Source organism: Pseudomonas sp. EA_65y_Pfl2_P78 (assembly GCF_963970495.1).
Lineage (GTDB): Bacteria > Pseudomonadota > Gammaproteobacteria > Pseudomonadales > Pseudomonadaceae > Aquipseudomonas > Aquipseudomonas baetica_A.
On record NZ_CAXAON010000052.1, the window covers coordinates 1 to 15,760 of the forward strand.

Genomic DNA, 15,760 nt, shown 5'->3' on the forward strand with positions numbered 1-15,760 from the left:
TGCCAGAAGGCGTTGAAATGGTAATGCCAGGTGACAACATTCAGATGACTGTTACCCTGATCAAAACCATCGCGATGGAAGACGGTCTGCGTTTCGCTATCCGTGAAGGCGGTCGTACCGTCGGCGCCGGCGTCGTAGCAAAGATCATCGAATAATCGGTTGTAATGTATTTTTCAGGCCGGCATAATGGTCGGCCTGATTTTGTTTTAGGTCAGTAGCTCAATTGGCAGAGCGACGGTCTCCAAAACCGTAGGTTGGGGGTTCGATTCCCTCCTGACCTGCCAGATTCACTTGGTGTGTCTGGCTTTCTTTTCACAGGATCTTCATAGATGACTCCTAAAGCTGAAACTCAAGGCTCTCGCTTCGATTTGCTCAAGTGGCTTGTAGTAGTTGCTTTGGTGGTTGTTGGCGTTGTTGGTAATCAGTATTACTCAGCTTCGCCGATCCTGTACCGCGTACTCGCATTGCTTGTGATTGCTGCTGCAGCTGCCTTTGTAGGTCTGCAAACTGCGAAGGGCAAGTCTTTCTTTGTACTGGTTAAGGAAGCTCGCACTGAGATTCGTAAAGTCGTTTGGCCAACTCGCCAAGAAACCACGCAGACCACGCTAATCGTTGTGGCTGTTGTTCTGGTTATGGCGTTGCTGTTGTGGGGGCTTGATTCCCTGCTCGGCTGGCTTGTTTCCTTGATTGTCGGCTAAGGGTGTCCCGTGGCTAAGCGTTGGTACGTTGTGCATGCTTACTCGGGTTACGAGAAGCATGTGATGCGCTCGCTTGTTGAGCGAGTGAAACTGGCTGGCATGGAAGATGGCTTTGGTGAAATTCTGGTTCCCACTGAAGAAGTGGTCGAGATGCGTAATGGCCAGAAGCGCAAAAGCGAGCGTAAGTTCTTTCCAGGTTATGTGCTGGTTCAGATGGATATGAATGAGGGTACTTGGCACTTGGTCAAGGACACACCTCGTGTGATGGGCTTTATCGGCGGAACTGCTGATAAGCCAGCGCCAATCACTGATAAAGAGGCAGAAGCAATTCTGCGTCGCGTTGCTGATGGTAGCGACAAACCTAAGCCTAAGACTCTTTTTGAGCCTGGTGAAACGGTGCGAGTCAATGATGGTCCATTTGCTGATTTCAATGGCGTCGTTGAAGAAGTTAACTACGAAAAGAGCCGGATCCAAGTGGCAGTGCTCATTTTCGGTCGCTCTACTCCGGTAGAGTTGGAGTTCAGTCAGGTCGAAAAGGTCTAGCTGAGCAAGCATCCCAACCCCGCAGCCTTAGGCTGTGGGGTTTTGTCGTCACTGGGATAAACGCGCAAGTAACCGGGGAGCCTTTCGAGGCGTTTGAACCCGTAATTGGAGTGCCTCATGGCCAAGAAGATTACCGCTTACATCAAGCTACAAGTGAAGGCCGCTCAGGCTAACCCAAGTCCACCTGTTGGTCCTGCTCTGGGTCAGCACGGCGTGAACATCATGGAGTTCTGCAAGGCTTTCAACGCCCGTACTCAGGGTCTTGAAGCAGGTCTGCCAACTCCAGTGATCATCACTGTCTACAGCGACCGTAGCTTCACTTTCGAAACCAAATCCACCCCTGCTTCGGTTCTGCTGAAGAAGGCGGCCGGTCTGACCAGCGGTTCCGCTCGTCCGAACACCGTTAAGGTTGGCACTGTTACCCGTGCTCAGCTGGAAGAAATCGCGAAAACCAAAAACGCGGATCTGACTGCAGCTGATATGGATGCAGCCGTGCGTACTATCGCCGGTTCTGCTCGTAGCATGGGCCTTAACGTGGAGGGTGTGTAATGGCTAAGCTGACCAAGCGTCAAAAGGCTATCGCCGGCAAAATCGAAGCAGGCAAGGCCTACAACATTGTAGACGCCGCTGCTCTGCTGGCTGAGCTGTCGACTGTCAAGTTCAGCGAGTCGTTTGACGTTGCTGTAAACCTGGGTGTAGACCCGCGTAAATCCGACCAGGTTGTTCGTAGCGCTACTGTGCTGCCACACGGCACTGGCAAGACCGTTCGCGTTGCTGTGTTCACTCAGGGTCCAGCTGCTGAAGCCGCTCTGGCTGCTGGCGCTGACCGCGTAGGTATGGACGACCTGGCTGCCGAAATGAAAGGTGGCGACCTGAACTATGACGTAGTGATTGCATCCCCGGATGCCATGCGCGTTGTAGGTCAACTGGGCCAGATCCTCGGTCCACGTGGTCTGATGCCTAACCCGAAGGTCGGCACCGTGACTCCAGACGTAGCTACTGCGGTTAAGAATGCTAAAGCTGGTCAGGTTCGTTATCGCACCGATAAAAACGGCATCATCCACACTTCCGTTGGCAAGATGGGCTTCGAAGCCGTCAAGCTGAAGGAAAACGTTGAAGCTCTGATCGCTGATCTGAAGCGTATCAAGCCAGCTTCCTCGAAAGGTATTTACGTCAAGCGCGTTACCCTGAGCACCACTATGGGCCCAGGTCTGGTTATCGATCAGAGCTCGCTGGACGCGTAAGACAAAGGTTGGCGCGATTGATCGCGCCAATTGAAAGATTGGGGTCCCTGCCTGGCGGGGGCTATCCAAGACCGTAGGCGACGCAAGTCTTAAACCATAAGCCTACGCAGATGGTGCTCCCGGTTCCTTACCGAATCAGACACCAAAACGACATTCGGTTTCGATCGAATGAAACGGTAACAAGCAGGAGTTAAACCCGTGGCAATTAATCTCGAAGACAAGAAGGCCATCGTCGCTGAAGTCAACGAGGCTGCCAAAGTCGCTCTGTCCGCTGTCGTGGTTGATGCCCGTGGCGTAACAGTAGGCGCAATGACCGGACTCCGTAAAGAGGCTCGTGAAGCTGGCGTTTACGTACGTGTTGTACGTAACACCTTGCTCAAGCGCGCTGTTGCTGACACTCAATACAGTGTCCTCAACGACGTGTTCACCGGCCCGACCCTGATTGCATTCTCGAACGAACATCCGGGCGCTGCTGCCCGTATTTTCAAAGAGTTTGCCAAGGGTCAGGACAAGTTCGAGATCAAGGCAGCTGCGTTCGAGGGCAAGTTCCTCGCAGCTAATCAGATCGACGTACTGGCAACTCTGCCGACCCGTGACGAAGCAATTTCTCAGCTGATGAGCGTGATTCAAGGCGCTACCAGCAAATTGGCTCGTACTCTGGCGGCAATTCGCGACCAGAAAGAAGCTGCCGCAGCCTAAGGCTTGTCAACTTCTCGCGTTTTTTGTTTATTTCGATGGTCGCGTAGGCCGTCCCCCAATTCAGGAATTGAGTCATGTCTCTGACTAACGAACAAATCATCGAAGCAATCGGCCAGAAATCCGTAGTGGAAATCGTTGAGCTGATCAAAGCGATGGAAGAAACCTTCGGTGTTACCGCTGCTGCTGCTTCGGCTGGTCCAGCTGCTGCTGCCGCTGTTGTTGAAGAGCAAACCGAGTTCAACGTTGTTCTGCTGGAAGCTGGCGAGAAGAAGGTTAACGTGATCAAGGCAGTTCGTGAACTGACCGGTCTGGGCCTGAAAGAAGCCAAAGAGAAAGTAGACGGCGCTCCTCAGGTTGTAGCTGAAGGCGTTTCGAAAGAAGCTGCTGAAGACGCCAAGAAGAAGCTGGAAGAAGCAGGCGCTAAAGTCGAGCTGAAGTAAGTATCGACTTTGCTCCTCCAGCCCGAGCGTAAAGCGACAGGCTGATGGCTGGTGGCTCTTGCCACCGGCCTTTTTCCGTTATTGGCAGCCGACTGGGTCGGTGCTGATAAAGGTGCTTTAACCACCCGATGTGGTGGCGCAAACCATGGGGTTTGCACGATTTTCTGGCTGCTCCCGTCGGGAGGGGCCAAACAAGCAGGTGACCAAGCTGGGGAACGCTGATGGCTTACTCATATACTGAGAAAAAACGTATCCGCAAGGACTTTAGCAAGTTGCCGGACGTCATGGATGTGCCGTACCTCCTGGCCATCCAGCTGGATTCGTATCGTGAATTCTTGCAAGCGGGAGCGACTAAAGATCAGTTCCGCGACGTGGGCCTGCATGCGGCCTTCAAATCCGTTTTCCCGATCATCAGCTACTCCGGCAATGCTGCGCTGGAGTACGTCGGTTATCGCCTGGGCGAACCGGCATTTGATGTCAAAGAATGCGTATTGCGCGGTGTAACTTACGCCGTACCTTTGCGGGTAAAAGTGCGCCTGATCATTTTCGACAAAGAATCGTCGAACAAAGCGATCAAGGACATCAAAGAGCAAGAAGTCTACATGGGTGAAATCCCCCTGATGACTGAGAACGGTACCTTCGTAATCAACGGTACCGAGCGTGTAATCGTTTCCCAGCTGCACCGTTCCCCGGGCGTGTTCTTCGATCACGACCGCGGCAAGACGCATAGCTCCGGCAAACTGTTGTACTCCGCGCGCATCATCCCTTATCGCGGTTCGTGGCTGGACTTCGAGTTCGACCCGAAAGACTGCGTATTCGTGCGTATCGACCGTCGTCGCAAGCTGCCGGCCTCGGTACTGCTGCGCGCGCTCGGCTACACCACTGAAGAAGTGCTGGACGCGTTCTACACCACCAACGTATTCCACCTGAGCGGCGAAACCCTCAGCCTGGAGCTGATTGCATCGCGTCTGCGTGGTGAAATTGCCGTTCTGGATATCCAGGATGAAAAAGGCAAGGTCATTGTTGAAGCTGGCCGTCGTATTACTGCGCGCCACATCAACCAGATCGAAAAGGCCGGTATCAAGACGCTGGAAGTGCCTCTGGACTACGTCCTGGGTCGCACCACTGCCAAGGTCATCGTGCATCCGGCTACTGGCGAAATCCTGGCTGAGTGCAACACCGAGCTTAACGTTGAGATCCTCGGCAAAATCGCCAAGGCTCAAGTCGTTCGCATCGAGACCCTGTACACCAACGACATCGACTGCGGTCCGTTCGTTTCTGACACGCTGAAGATCGACTCCACCAGCAACCAATTGGAAGCGCTGGTCGAGATCTATCGCATGATGCGTCCAGGCGAGCCGCCAACCAAAGACGCTGCCGAAACCCTGTTCAATAACCTGTTCTTCAGCCCTGAGCGCTATGACCTGTCTGCGGTCGGCCGGATGAAGTTCAACCGTCGTATCGGTCGTACCGAGATCGAAGGTTCGGGTGTGCTGTGCAAGGAAGACATCGTCGCGGTACTGAAGACTCTGGTCGACATCCGTAACGGTAAAGGTATCGTCGATGACATCGACCACTTGGGTAACCGTCGTGTTCGCTGCGTAGGCGAAATGGCCGAGAACCAGTTCCGCGTTGGCCTGGTACGCGTTGAGCGTGCGGTCAAAGAGCGTCTGTCGATGGCTGAAAGCGAAGGCCTGATGCCGCAAGACCTGATCAACGCCAAGCCAGTGGCTGCGGCGGTGAAAGAGTTCTTCGGTTCCAGCCAGTTGTCTCAGTTCATGGACCAGAACAACCCGCTGTCCGAGATCACCCACAAGCGTCGTGTTTCTGCACTCGGCCCTGGCGGTTTGACTCGTGAGCGCGCTGGCTTTGAGGTTCGTGACGTACACCCGACTCACTACGGTCGCGTATGCCCGATTGAAACGCCGGAAGGTCCGAACATTGGTCTGATCAACTCCCTGGCTGCTTATGCGCGCACCAACCAGTACGGCTTCCTGGAAAGCCCGTACCGTGTGGTGAAAGACGCATTGGTCACCGACGAGATCGTGTTCCTGTCTGCCATCGAAGAAGCTGATCACGTGATCGCTCAGGCTTCGGCCACGATGAACGACAAGAAAACGCTGATCGATGAGTTGGTAGCTGTTCGTCACTTGAACGAATTCACCGTTAAGGCGCCTGAAGAAGTCACCTTGATGGACGTTTCGCCGAAGCAGGTAGTTTCGGTTGCAGCGTCGTTGATTCCGTTCCTCGAGCACGATGACGCCAACCGTGCGTTGATGGGTTCGAACATGCAGCGTCAAGCTGTACCCACCCTGCGCGCTGACAAGCCGCTGGTAGGTACCGGCATGGAGCGTAACGTAGCTCGTGACTCCGGCGTTTGCGTCGTTGCTCGTCGTGGTGGCGTGATCGACTCTGTTGATGCCAGCCGTATCGTGGTTCGTGTTGCTGATGACGAAGTTGAAACCGGCGAAGCGGGTGTCGACATCTACAACCTCACCAAATACACCCGCTCCAACCAGAACACCTGCATCAACCAGCGTCCGCTGGTGCGTAAAGGTGATCGGGTTCAGCGTAGCGACATCATGGCTGACGGCCCGTCCACCGACATGGGTGAGCTGGCACTGGGTCAGAACATGCGCATCGCGTTCATGGCCTGGAACGGTTACAACTTCGAAGACTCCATCTGCCTGTCGGAACGAGTTGTTCAAGAAGATCGATTCACCACGATCCACATTCAGGAACTGACCTGTGTGGCCCGTGACACCAAGCTTGGGCCAGAGGAAATCACTGCGGACATCCCTAACGTGGGTGAAGCTGCACTGAACAAGCTGGACGAAGCCGGTATCGTTTACGTAGGTGCTGAAGTCGGCGCAGGCGACATCCTGGTGGGTAAGGTCACTCCGAAAGGCGAGACCCAACTGACTCCGGAAGAAAAACTGCTGCGTGCAATTTTCGGTGAAAAAGCCAGCGACGTTAAAGACACCTCCCTGCGTGTACCTACCGGTACCAAAGGTACTGTCATTGACGTACAGGTCTTCACCCGCGACGGCGTTGAGCGTGATGCTCGTGCCCTGTCGATCGAGAAGTCCCAGCTGGACGAGATCCGCAAGGACCTGAACGAAGAGTTCCGTATCGTTGAAGGCGCAACTTTCGAACGTCTGCGTTCCGCTCTGGTAGGCCACAAGGCTGAAGGCGGTGCTGGTCTGAAGAAAGGTCAGGACATTACCGACGAAGTGCTCGACGGTCTTGAGCATGGTCAGTGGTTCAAACTGCGCATGGCTGAAGACGCTCTGAACGAGCAGCTCGAGAAGGCTCAGGCCTACATCGTTGACCGCCGCCGTCTGCTGGACGACAAGTTCGAAGACAAGAAGCGCAAACTGCAGCAGGGCGATGACCTGGCTCCAGGCGTGCTGAAAATCGTCAAGGTTTACCTGGCAATCCGTCGTCGCATCCAGCCGGGCGACAAGATGGCCGGTCGTCACGGTAACAAAGGTGTGGTCTCCGTGATCATGCCGGTTGAAGACATGCCGCACGATGCCAATGGCACCCCGGTAGACGTCGTCCTCAACCCACTGGGCGTACCTTCGCGTATGAACGTTGGTCAGATCCTTGAAACCCACCTGGGCCTCGCAGCCAAAGGTCTGGGCGAGAAGATCAACCGTATGGTCGAAGAGCAGCGTAAAGTCGCTGAACTGCGCACTTTCCTGGACGAGATCTACAACCAGATCGGCGGTCGTAACGAAGACCTGGACAGCTTCTCCGATCAGGAAATCCTGGATCTGGCACAGAACCTGCGTGGCGGCGTTCCAATGGCCACCCCAGTGTTCGACGGCGCCAAGGAAAGCGAAATCAAGGCCATGCTGAAACTGGCAGACCTGCCGGAAAGCGGCCAGATGCAACTGACTGATGGCCGTACCGGCAACAAGTTCGAGCGTCCAGTTACCGTTGGCTACATGTACATGCTGAAGCTGAACCACTTGGTAGACGACAAGATGCACGCTCGTTCTACCGGTTCGTACAGCCTGGTTACCCAGCAGCCGTTGGGTGGTAAGGCGCAGTTCGGTGGTCAGCGTTTCGGGGAGATGGAGGTCTGGGCACTGGAAGCATACGGTGCTGCTTACACTCTGCAAGAAATGCTCACAGTGAAGTCGGACGATGTGAACGGCCGTACCAAGATGTACAAAAACATTGTGGATGGCGATCACCGTATGGAGCCGGGCATGCCCGAGTCCTTCAACGTGTTGATCAAGGAAATTCGTTCCCTCGGCATCGATATTGATCTGGAAACCGAATAACACGTGACGCGAATCGAGAGCGGGGCAGAATTGCCCGCTCTCTGCTCCGCCAGGAGGAAAGGCCTTGAAAGACCTACTGAATTTGCTGAAAAACCAGGGTCAAGTCGAAGAGTTCGACGCCATCCGTATTGGATTGGCCTCGCCTGAGATGATCCGCTCATGGTCGTTCGGTGAAGTTAAAAAGCCGGAAACCATCAACTACCGTACGTTCAAACCTGAGCGTGACGGCCTGTTCTGCGCCAAGATCTTTGGCCCGGTAAAGGATTACGAGTGCCTGTGCGGTAAGTACAAGCGCTTGAAGCACCGTGGTGTGATCTGCGAGAAGTGCGGCGTTGAAGTTGCACTGGCCAAGGTTCGTCGTGAGCGCATGGCGCACATCGAACTGGCTTCGCCGGTTGCCCACATCTGGTTCCTGAAATCGCTGCCGTCGCGTATCGGCTTGCTGATGGACATGACCCTGCGTGATATCGAACGCGTTCTCTACTTCGAGAGCTATGTCGTTATCGACCCTGGCATGACTACCCTTGAAAAAGGTCAGTTGCTGAACGACGAGCAGTACTTCGAGGCGCTGGAAGAATTTGGTGATGATTTCGACGCCCGCATGGGTGCTGAAGCTGTCCGCGAATTGCTGCACGCTATCGACCTGGAACACGAGATTGGCCGTCTGCGTGAAGAAATTCCGCAAACCAACTCCGAAACCAAGATCAAGAAGCTGTCCAAGCGTCTGAAGTTGATGGAAGCCTTCCAGGGTTCCGGCAACCTTCCAGAGTGGATGGTGCTGACCGTTCTGCCGGTTCTGCCGCCAGATCTGCGTCCATTGGTCCCGCTGGATGGCGGTCGCTTCGCGACTTCCGACCTCAACGATCTGTATCGTCGAGTGATCAACCGTAACAACCGTTTGAAGCGCCTGCTGGATCTGTCCGCTCCGGACATCATCGTGCGCAACGAAAAGCGTATGTTGCAGGAAGCGGTCGATGCACTGCTCGACAACGGTCGTCGTGGCCGCGCTATCACTGGTTCCAACAAGCGTCCTCTGAAATCCCTGGCTGACATGATCAAGGGTAAACAAGGTCGTTTCCGTCAGAACTTGCTCGGTAAGCGTGTTGACTACTCTGGTCGTTCGGTAATTACCGTAGGCCCGACCCTGCGTCTGCACCAGTGCGGTCTGCCGAAGAAAATGGCCCTCGAGCTGTTCAAACCGTTCATTTTCGGCAAGCTGGAAATGCGCGGTCTGGCGACCACCATCAAAGCGGCCAAGAAAATGGTCGAGCGCGAATTGCCAGAGGTTTGGGACGTTCTCGCTGAAGTGATTCGCGAACACCCGGTGCTTCTCAACCGTGCACCGACCCTTCACCGTCTGGGTATCCAGGCGTTTGAACCGGTACTGATCGAAGGTAAGGCTATTCAGCTGCACCCGCTGGTCTGCGCCGCGTACAACGCCGACTTCGACGGCGACCAAATGGCCGTGCACGTACCGCTGACACTGGAAGCCCAGTTGGAAGCGCGTGCGTTGATGATGTCGACCAACAACATTCTGTCGCCAGCCAACGGTGAGCCAATCATCGTTCCGTCGCAGGACGTTGTATTGGGTCTGTACTACATGACTCGTGAAGCGATCAACGCCAAGGGCGAAGGTCGTGTATTTGCGGATCTGCAGGAAGTTGACCGTGTGTTCCGTGCCGGCGAAGCCGCACTGCACGCCAAGGTTAAAGTACGTATCAACGAAACCGTCAACGATCGTGACGGCAACAGCGTGAGCGGTACCCGTATCGTCGACACCACCGTCGGCCGTGCGCTGCTGTTCCAGGTTGTGCCGAAAGGTCTGTCGTACGACGTCGTCAACTTGCCGATGAAGAAAAAGGCGATCTCCAAGCTGATCAACCAGTGCTACCGCGTGGTTGGTTTGAAAGAGACCGTCATTTTCGCTGACCAGTTGATGTACACCGGTTTCGCTTACTCGACCATTTCCGGCGTTTCCATCGGCGTTAACGACTTCGTTATCCCGGATGAAAAAGCCCGCATCATCGGTGCTGCCACCGACGAAGTGAAAGAGATCGAGAGCCAGTACGCCTCCGGCCTGGTTACCCAGGGCGAGAAGTACAACAAAGTGATCGACCTTTGGTCGAAGGCGAACGACGAAGTTTCCAAGGCGATGATGGCCAACCTCTCGAAAGAGAAAGTCATCGACCGTCATGGTGTTGAAGTCGATCAAGAGTCTTTCAACTCGATGTACATGATGGCCGACTCGGGTGCGCGGGGTTCCGCAGCACAGATTCGTCAGCTGGCCGGTATGCGTGGTCTGATGGCCAAGCCGGACGGTTCCATCATTGAAACGCCGATTACTGCGAACTTCCGTGAAGGTTTGAGCGTACTTCAGTACTTCATTTCGACTCACGGTGCTCGTAAAGGTCTGGCGGATACCGCGTTGAAAACTGCGAACTCCGGTTACCTGACTCGTCGTCTGGTAGACGTGGCGCAGGATCTGGTTGTAACCGAGATCGATTGCGGCACAGAACACGGTTTGCTGATGACTCCGCACATTGAAGGCGGTGACGTTGTCGAGCCGTTGGGTGAGCGCGTATTGGGTCGTGTTATCGCCCGTGACGTATTCAAGCCAGGTACCGAGGACGTCATCGTTCCTGCCGGCACTCTGGTAGACGAGAAGTGGGTCGAGTTCATCGAGCTGAACAGCATCGACGAAGTGATCGTGCGTTCGCCGATCAGCTGCGAAACCCGCTATGGCATTTGTGCCAAGTGCTACGGCCGAGATCTGGCTCGTGGTCACCAGGTGAACATTGGTGAAGCGGTCGGCGTTATCGCTGCCCAGTCCATCGGTGAGCCGGGTACCCAGCTGACAATGCGTACGTTCCACATCGGTGGTGCGGCAAGCCGTACTTCCGCAGCCGACAGCGTTCAGGTCAAGAATGGCGGTACCGTCCGTCTGCACAACCTGAAGCACGTTGAGCGAGTGGATGGTCACTTGGTTGCTGTGTCCCGTTCCGGTGAGCTGGCAATCGCTGACGACTTCGGTCGTGAGCGTGAGCGTTACAAGCTGCCGTACGGTGCTGTGATCTCGGTTAAAGAAGGTGACAAGGTCGACGCTGGCGCAATCGTGGCCAAGTGGGATCCGCACACTCACCCAATCGTTACCGAAATGAAAGGTACCGTGACCTACGTGGGCATGGAAGAAGGCATCACGATCAAACGTCAGACTGACGAATTGACCGGTATGACCAACATTGAAGTACTCGATGCGAAAGATCGTCCAGCTGCCGGCAAGGAAATCCGTCCTGCAGTGAAGATGGTCGATGACAACGGCAAGGATCTGTTGCTGCCAGGCACTGACGTTATCGCTCAGTACTTCCTGCCAGCTAACGCCCTGGTCGGTGTTGCGGATGGTGCGAAGATTGCGATCGGTGATGTTATCGCTCGTATCCCGCAAGAAACTTCGAAAACCCGCGACATCACCGGTGGTCTGCCGCGTGTTGCCGACTTGTTCGAAGCTCGCCGTCCGAAAGAAGCATCGATTCTGGCTGAAGTCAGTGGCACCATCGCGTTCGGTAAAGAGACCAAAGGCAAGCGCCGTCTGGTTATCACCCCGAACGACGGTACTGACCCGTACGAAGAGCTGATTCCGAAGTGGCGCCACCTGAACGTGTTCGAAGGCGAACAGGTAAACCGAGGCGAAGTTATCTCTGACGGCCCTAGCGATCCGCACGATATCCTGCGTTTGCTGGGTGTGAGCGCGCTGGCCAAGTACATCGTTAACGAGATCCAGGACGTTTACCGTCTGCAAGGCGTGAAGATCAACGACAAGCACATCGAGACCATTTTGCGTCAGATGCTGCGTAAGGTTGAAATCGCTGAGTCCGGCGATTCCACTTTCATCAAGGGCGACCAGATGGAGTTGACTCACGTACTGGTAGAGAACGAGCGTCTGGGCGCGGAAGACAAGTTTGTCTCCAAGTTCACTCGCGTTCTGCTGGGTATCACCAAGGCGTCGTTGTCGACCGAATCGTTCATCTCGGCGGCTTCCTTCCAGGAAACCACCCGTGTACTGACCGAAGCAGCCGTCACCGGCAAGCGCGATTACCTGCGCGGCCTGAAAGAAAACGTAGTCGTGGGTCGTTTGATCCCGGCCGGTACCGGTCTGGCCTATCACAGCGAGCGCAAGCGTCGTCGTGAAGCAGACAAGCCGTTGCGCGTGAGCGCCAGTGAAGTGGAAGCTGCACTGACCGAAGCGCTGAACTCGAGCGGTAACTGAGTTCTGCGATATATGAGCGTAAGGCCCTGATCGCTCCGTTCATCGAATCGAGACAATTTGTCGAGGTTCGAGGGGCGGGGAGGTCGGGGCCTTGCCTTGACTGGGGGCAAGATCCTCTTTAGACTCTTGATCCCCTAAATTTGGCGGGAATTCGTTCCTGCCATTTTGCTTTTCTTGCAAGACAATAGCGTCGCAAGACAACAGTGGAGCTAGTAGATGGCAACTATCAACCAGCTGGTACGTCAGCCGCGTAAGCGTATCGTCGAGAAATCCGACGTGCCTGCGCTGCAGAACTGCCCGCAACGTCGTGGCGTGTGCACCCGTGTGTACACCACCACGCCGAAAAAACCTAACTCGGCACTGCGTAAAGTATGCCGTGTGCGTCTGACCAACGGTTTCGAGGTTTCCTCGTACATCGGTGGTGAAGGCCACAACCTGCAAGAGCACAGCGTGGTACTGATCCGCGGCGGTCGTGTAAAAGACTTGCCAGGTGTTCGTTACCACACCGTTCGCGGCTCCCTGGATACTTCCGGTGTTAAAGGTCGTAACCAAGGTCGTTCGAAGTACGGTACCAAGCGTCCGAAGTAATCGGCCGTTTTGCAGATTTTTATTTTATTGAGTCGATAAGAGTAAGGTCGGGCGCGCATCCATTGGATCTGTCCCGAGCTAACCTGAAGACCGCTTGAGGGCTTATCATGCCAAGACGTCGCGTAGCAGCAAAGCGTGAGATTCTGGACGATCCGAAATACGGAAGCCAGATCCTCGCCAAATTCATGAACCACGTTATGGAAAGCGGCAAGAAAGCCGTTGCCGAACGTATCGTTTATGGTGCCCTGGAAACCGTTGCGGCCCGTAAGGCTGGCACCGATCCCCTGGAACTCTTCGAAAAAGCACTCGACGCCATCGCTCCGCTGGTCGAAGTGAAGTCGCGCCGCGTTGGTGGTGCTACTTACCAGGTTCCGGTCGAGGTTCGTCCTTCCCGTCGTAATGCTCTGGCAATGCGCTGGTTGGTAGACTTCGCCCGTAAGCGTGGCGAGAAGTCTATGGCTCTGCGTTTGGCTGGCGAACTGCTGGATGCTGCTGAAGGTAAAGGTGCTGCTGTTAAGAAGCGTGAAGACGTGCACCGTATGGCCGAAGCCAACAAAGCTTTCTCGCACTACCGCTTCTAATTTTAGCTTCACTAATTTTGCGAGGGCTTTATGGCTCGTACTACTCCGATTAGTCGCTACCGTAACATCGGTATCGTCGCTCACGTGGATGCTGGTAAAACCACCACCACCGAGCGCGTCCTTTTTTACACCGGCAAAAGTCACAAAATGGGCGAGGTGCATGATGGCGCCGCGACCACAGACTGGATGGTGCAGGAGCAGGAGCGTGGTATTACCATTACTTCTGCTGCCATTACCGCCTTCTGGAAAGGTTCCGAGAAGCAGTACTCGCACGAGCACCGTTTCAACGTAATCGATACCCCGGGCCACGTGGACTTCACCATTGAAGTTGAGCGTTCCCTGCGCGTACTCGACGGCGCTGTCGTTGTGTTCTGTGGTACTTCGGGTGTTGAGCCTCAGTCGGAAACCGTATGGCGTCAAGCCAACAAATACGGCGTTCCACGTCTTGTTTACGTGAACAAGATGGACCGTGCTGGCGCTAACTTTCTGCGCGTGATCGGTCAGATCAAGCAGCGTCTGGGTCACACTCCGGTGCCGATTCAGTTGGCCATCGGTTCCGAAGATAACTTCCAGGGTCAGATTGATCTGATCAACATGCAAGCTATCTACTGGAACGACTCTGACAAAGGTATGGTCCCTGTTCGCAAGGACATTCCTGCTGAGCTGCAAGAGCTGGCCGAAGAGTGGCGCAACAACATGGTTGAGGCTGCTGCCGAAGCCAGCGAAGAGCTGATGAACAAGTACCTGGAAGGCGAAGAGCTGTCGATCGAAGAGATCAAAGCTGCTTTGCGTCAACGTACTATCGCTGGCGAAATCGTTCTGGCTGTTTGCGGTTCTTCCTTCAAGAACAAGGGTGTTCCCCTGGTTCTCGACGCCGTTATCGACTACCTGCCTGCGCCAACTGATATTCCTGCTATCAAGGGTACCAACCCTGATAACGAGGAAGAAGAGATGGAGCGTCATGCAGACGATAACGAGCCTTTCTCGGCTCTGGCGTTCAAGATCGCTACCGACCCATTCGTGGGTACTTTGACCTTCGTCCGCGTTTACTCGGGCGTGTTGAACTCCGGCGACGGCGTGATCAACTCGGTTAAAGGCAAGAAAGAGCGCGTGGGCCGTATGGTGCAAATGCACGCAAACGCCCGTGAAGAGATCAAGGAAGTACGCGCTGGTGACATCGCGGCCCTGATCGGCATGAAGGACGTCACCACTGGTGAAACCCTCTGCAACGCTGACAAGCCAATCATCCTGGTTCGCATGGACTTCCCGGAGCCGGTTATTTCGGTTGCCGTAGAGCCTAAGACCAAGGATGACCAGGAAAAAATGGGTATTGCTCTGGGCAAACTTGCTCAGGAAGACCCTTCTTTCCGCGTTAAAACTGATGAAGAGACTGGTCAAACGATCATCTCCGGCATGGGCGAGCTGCACCTGGACATCCTGGTTGACCGGATGCGCCGTGAGTTCAACGTCGAAGCCAACATCGGCAAGCCTCAGGTTTCGTATCGTGAGCGCATCACGAAGAACTGTGAAATCGAAGGCAAGTTCGTTCGTCAATCCGGTGGTCGCGGCCAGTTCGGTCACTGCTGGATCCGTTTTGCTCCTGCTGACGAAGGTCAGGAAGGTCTGCAATTCGTGAACGAAGTAGTAGGTGGTGTTGTTCCTAAGGAATACATCCCGGCTATCCAGAAGGGTATCGAAGAGCAGATGAAGAACGGCGTTGTTGCCGGCTATCCGCTGATCGGCCTGAAGGCTACCGTGTTCGATGGTTCTTACCACGACGTCGACTCCAACGAGATGGCGTTTAAAGTGGCTGCTTCCATGGCGACCAAGCAACTGGCCCAGAAGGGTGGTGGTGAGTTGCTCGAGCCGATCATGGCGGTAGAGGTTGTTACGCCTGAAGACTATATGGGTGATGTGATGGGCGACCTTAACCGTCGTCGCGGCATGATCCAGGGTATGGAAGACACAGTGTCCGGCAAGGTTATCCGTGCCGAAGTTCCACTGGGTGAGATGTTCGGTTATGCGACCGACGTTCGTTCCATGTCTCAGGGTCGCGCAAGCTACTCTATGGAATTCAAAAAATACGATACGGCTCCGTCGCACATCGTCGAAACCGTAACCAAAAAACAAGGCTGATTCAGCCCCTTTAGGCTAGGAGTTAATTGTCGTGGCTAAAGAAAAATTTGATCGTTCCCTACCGCACGTCAACGTTGGCACTATCGGTCACGTTGACCACGGTAAAACCACTCTGACCGCTGCTCTGACTCGCGTCTGCTCCGAAGTTTTCGGTTCGGCCGTAGTTGAATTCGACAAGATCGACAGCGCTCCAGAAGAAAAAGCTCGCGGTATCACCATCAACACCGCGCACGTTGAGTACAACTCGCTGATCCGTCACTACGCTCACGTTG

The 15,760-nt window shown here is 54.8% G+C and carries 12 protein-coding genes, 1 tRNA gene and 1 pseudogene; all 14 read left to right on the top strand.

The annotated features are described in order from the left end of the window. A pseudogene (locus tag AACY02_RS24890) lies at positions 1 to 155 on the top strand (hypothetical protein); the annotation flags it as partial. A gap of 53 nt (positions 156 to 208) precedes the next feature. Continuing rightward, positions 209 to 284, top strand: a tRNA-Trp gene (locus tag AACY02_RS24895). Between the two features lie 45 nt (positions 285 to 329). Continuing rightward, positions 330 to 698 (top strand): preprotein translocase subunit SecE, encoded by a 369-nt coding sequence (secE, locus tag AACY02_RS24900; RefSeq protein ID WP_339434209.1) that lies wholly within the window; start codon positions 330 to 332, stop codon positions 696 to 698. Between the two features lie 9 nt (positions 699 to 707). Then, positions 708 to 1,241 (top strand): transcription termination/antitermination protein NusG, encoded by a 534-nt coding sequence (nusG, locus tag AACY02_RS24905; protein WP_007916492.1) that lies wholly within the window; start codon positions 708 to 710, stop codon positions 1,239 to 1,241. 117 nt (positions 1,242 to 1,358) lie between these two features. Further along, positions 1,359 to 1,790 carry a 50S ribosomal protein L11 gene (gene rplK / locus AACY02_RS24910; protein ID WP_003228756.1) on the top strand — a complete coding sequence of 144 codons (432 nt, stop codon included), beginning with the start codon at positions 1,359 to 1,361 and terminating at the stop codon, positions 1,788 to 1,790. After that, entirely contained in the window at positions 1,790 to 2,485 is a 696-nt protein-coding gene (rplA, locus tag AACY02_RS24915) for a 50S ribosomal protein L1 (RefSeq protein WP_339434210.1), read from the top strand. The genes rplK and rplA overlap by 1 nt, the downstream gene beginning before the upstream one ends. Before the next feature lie 198 nt (positions 2,486 to 2,683). Beyond that, positions 2,684 to 3,184 (top strand): 50S ribosomal protein L10, encoded by a 501-nt coding sequence (rplJ, locus tag AACY02_RS24920; protein ID WP_008081912.1) that lies wholly within the window; start codon positions 2,684 to 2,686, stop codon positions 3,182 to 3,184. A gap of 74 nt (positions 3,185 to 3,258) precedes the next feature. Beyond that, the gene (gene rplL, locus AACY02_RS24925) at positions 3,259 to 3,624 is read left to right on the top strand and encodes a 50S ribosomal protein L7/L12 (protein WP_003228750.1); all 366 of its coding nucleotides are present in this window, start codon (positions 3,259 to 3,261) and stop codon (positions 3,622 to 3,624) included. Positions 3,625 to 3,845: 221 nt separating this feature from the next. Continuing rightward, on the top strand, positions 3,846 to 7,919 hold the full coding sequence (rpoB, locus tag AACY02_RS24930; RefSeq protein WP_339434211.1) for a DNA-directed RNA polymerase subunit beta: 4,074 nt from the start codon (positions 3,846 to 3,848) through the stop codon (positions 7,917 to 7,919). A 64-nt stretch (positions 7,920 to 7,983) separates the two neighbouring features. Further along, positions 7,984 to 12,183: a DNA-directed RNA polymerase subunit beta' gene (gene rpoC / locus AACY02_RS24935; RefSeq protein WP_042561345.1), complete on the top strand. Its 4,200-nt coding sequence runs from the start codon at positions 7,984 to 7,986 to the stop codon at positions 12,181 to 12,183. Positions 12,184 to 12,399: 216 nt separating this feature from the next. Continuing rightward, complete coding sequence (gene rpsL / locus AACY02_RS24940; protein WP_003186084.1) at positions 12,400 to 12,771, top strand: 30S ribosomal protein S12; 372 nt, start codon at positions 12,400 to 12,402, stop codon at positions 12,769 to 12,771. Between the two features lie 107 nt (positions 12,772 to 12,878). Then, complete coding sequence (gene rpsG, locus AACY02_RS24945; RefSeq protein ID WP_016772941.1) at positions 12,879 to 13,352, top strand: 30S ribosomal protein S7; 474 nt, start codon at positions 12,879 to 12,881, stop codon at positions 13,350 to 13,352. A 30-nt stretch (positions 13,353 to 13,382) separates the two neighbouring features. Beyond that, a complete protein-coding gene (fusA, locus tag AACY02_RS24950; RefSeq protein ID WP_339434212.1) occupies positions 13,383 to 15,488 on the top strand; it encodes an elongation factor G in 2,106 nt (701 codons plus the stop codon). Positions 15,489 to 15,519: 31 nt separating this feature from the next. Beyond that, on the top strand, positions 15,520 to 15,760 hold a 241-nt coding region (locus AACY02_RS24955), incomplete at its 3' end, for a GTP-binding protein (RefSeq protein ID WP_339434213.1).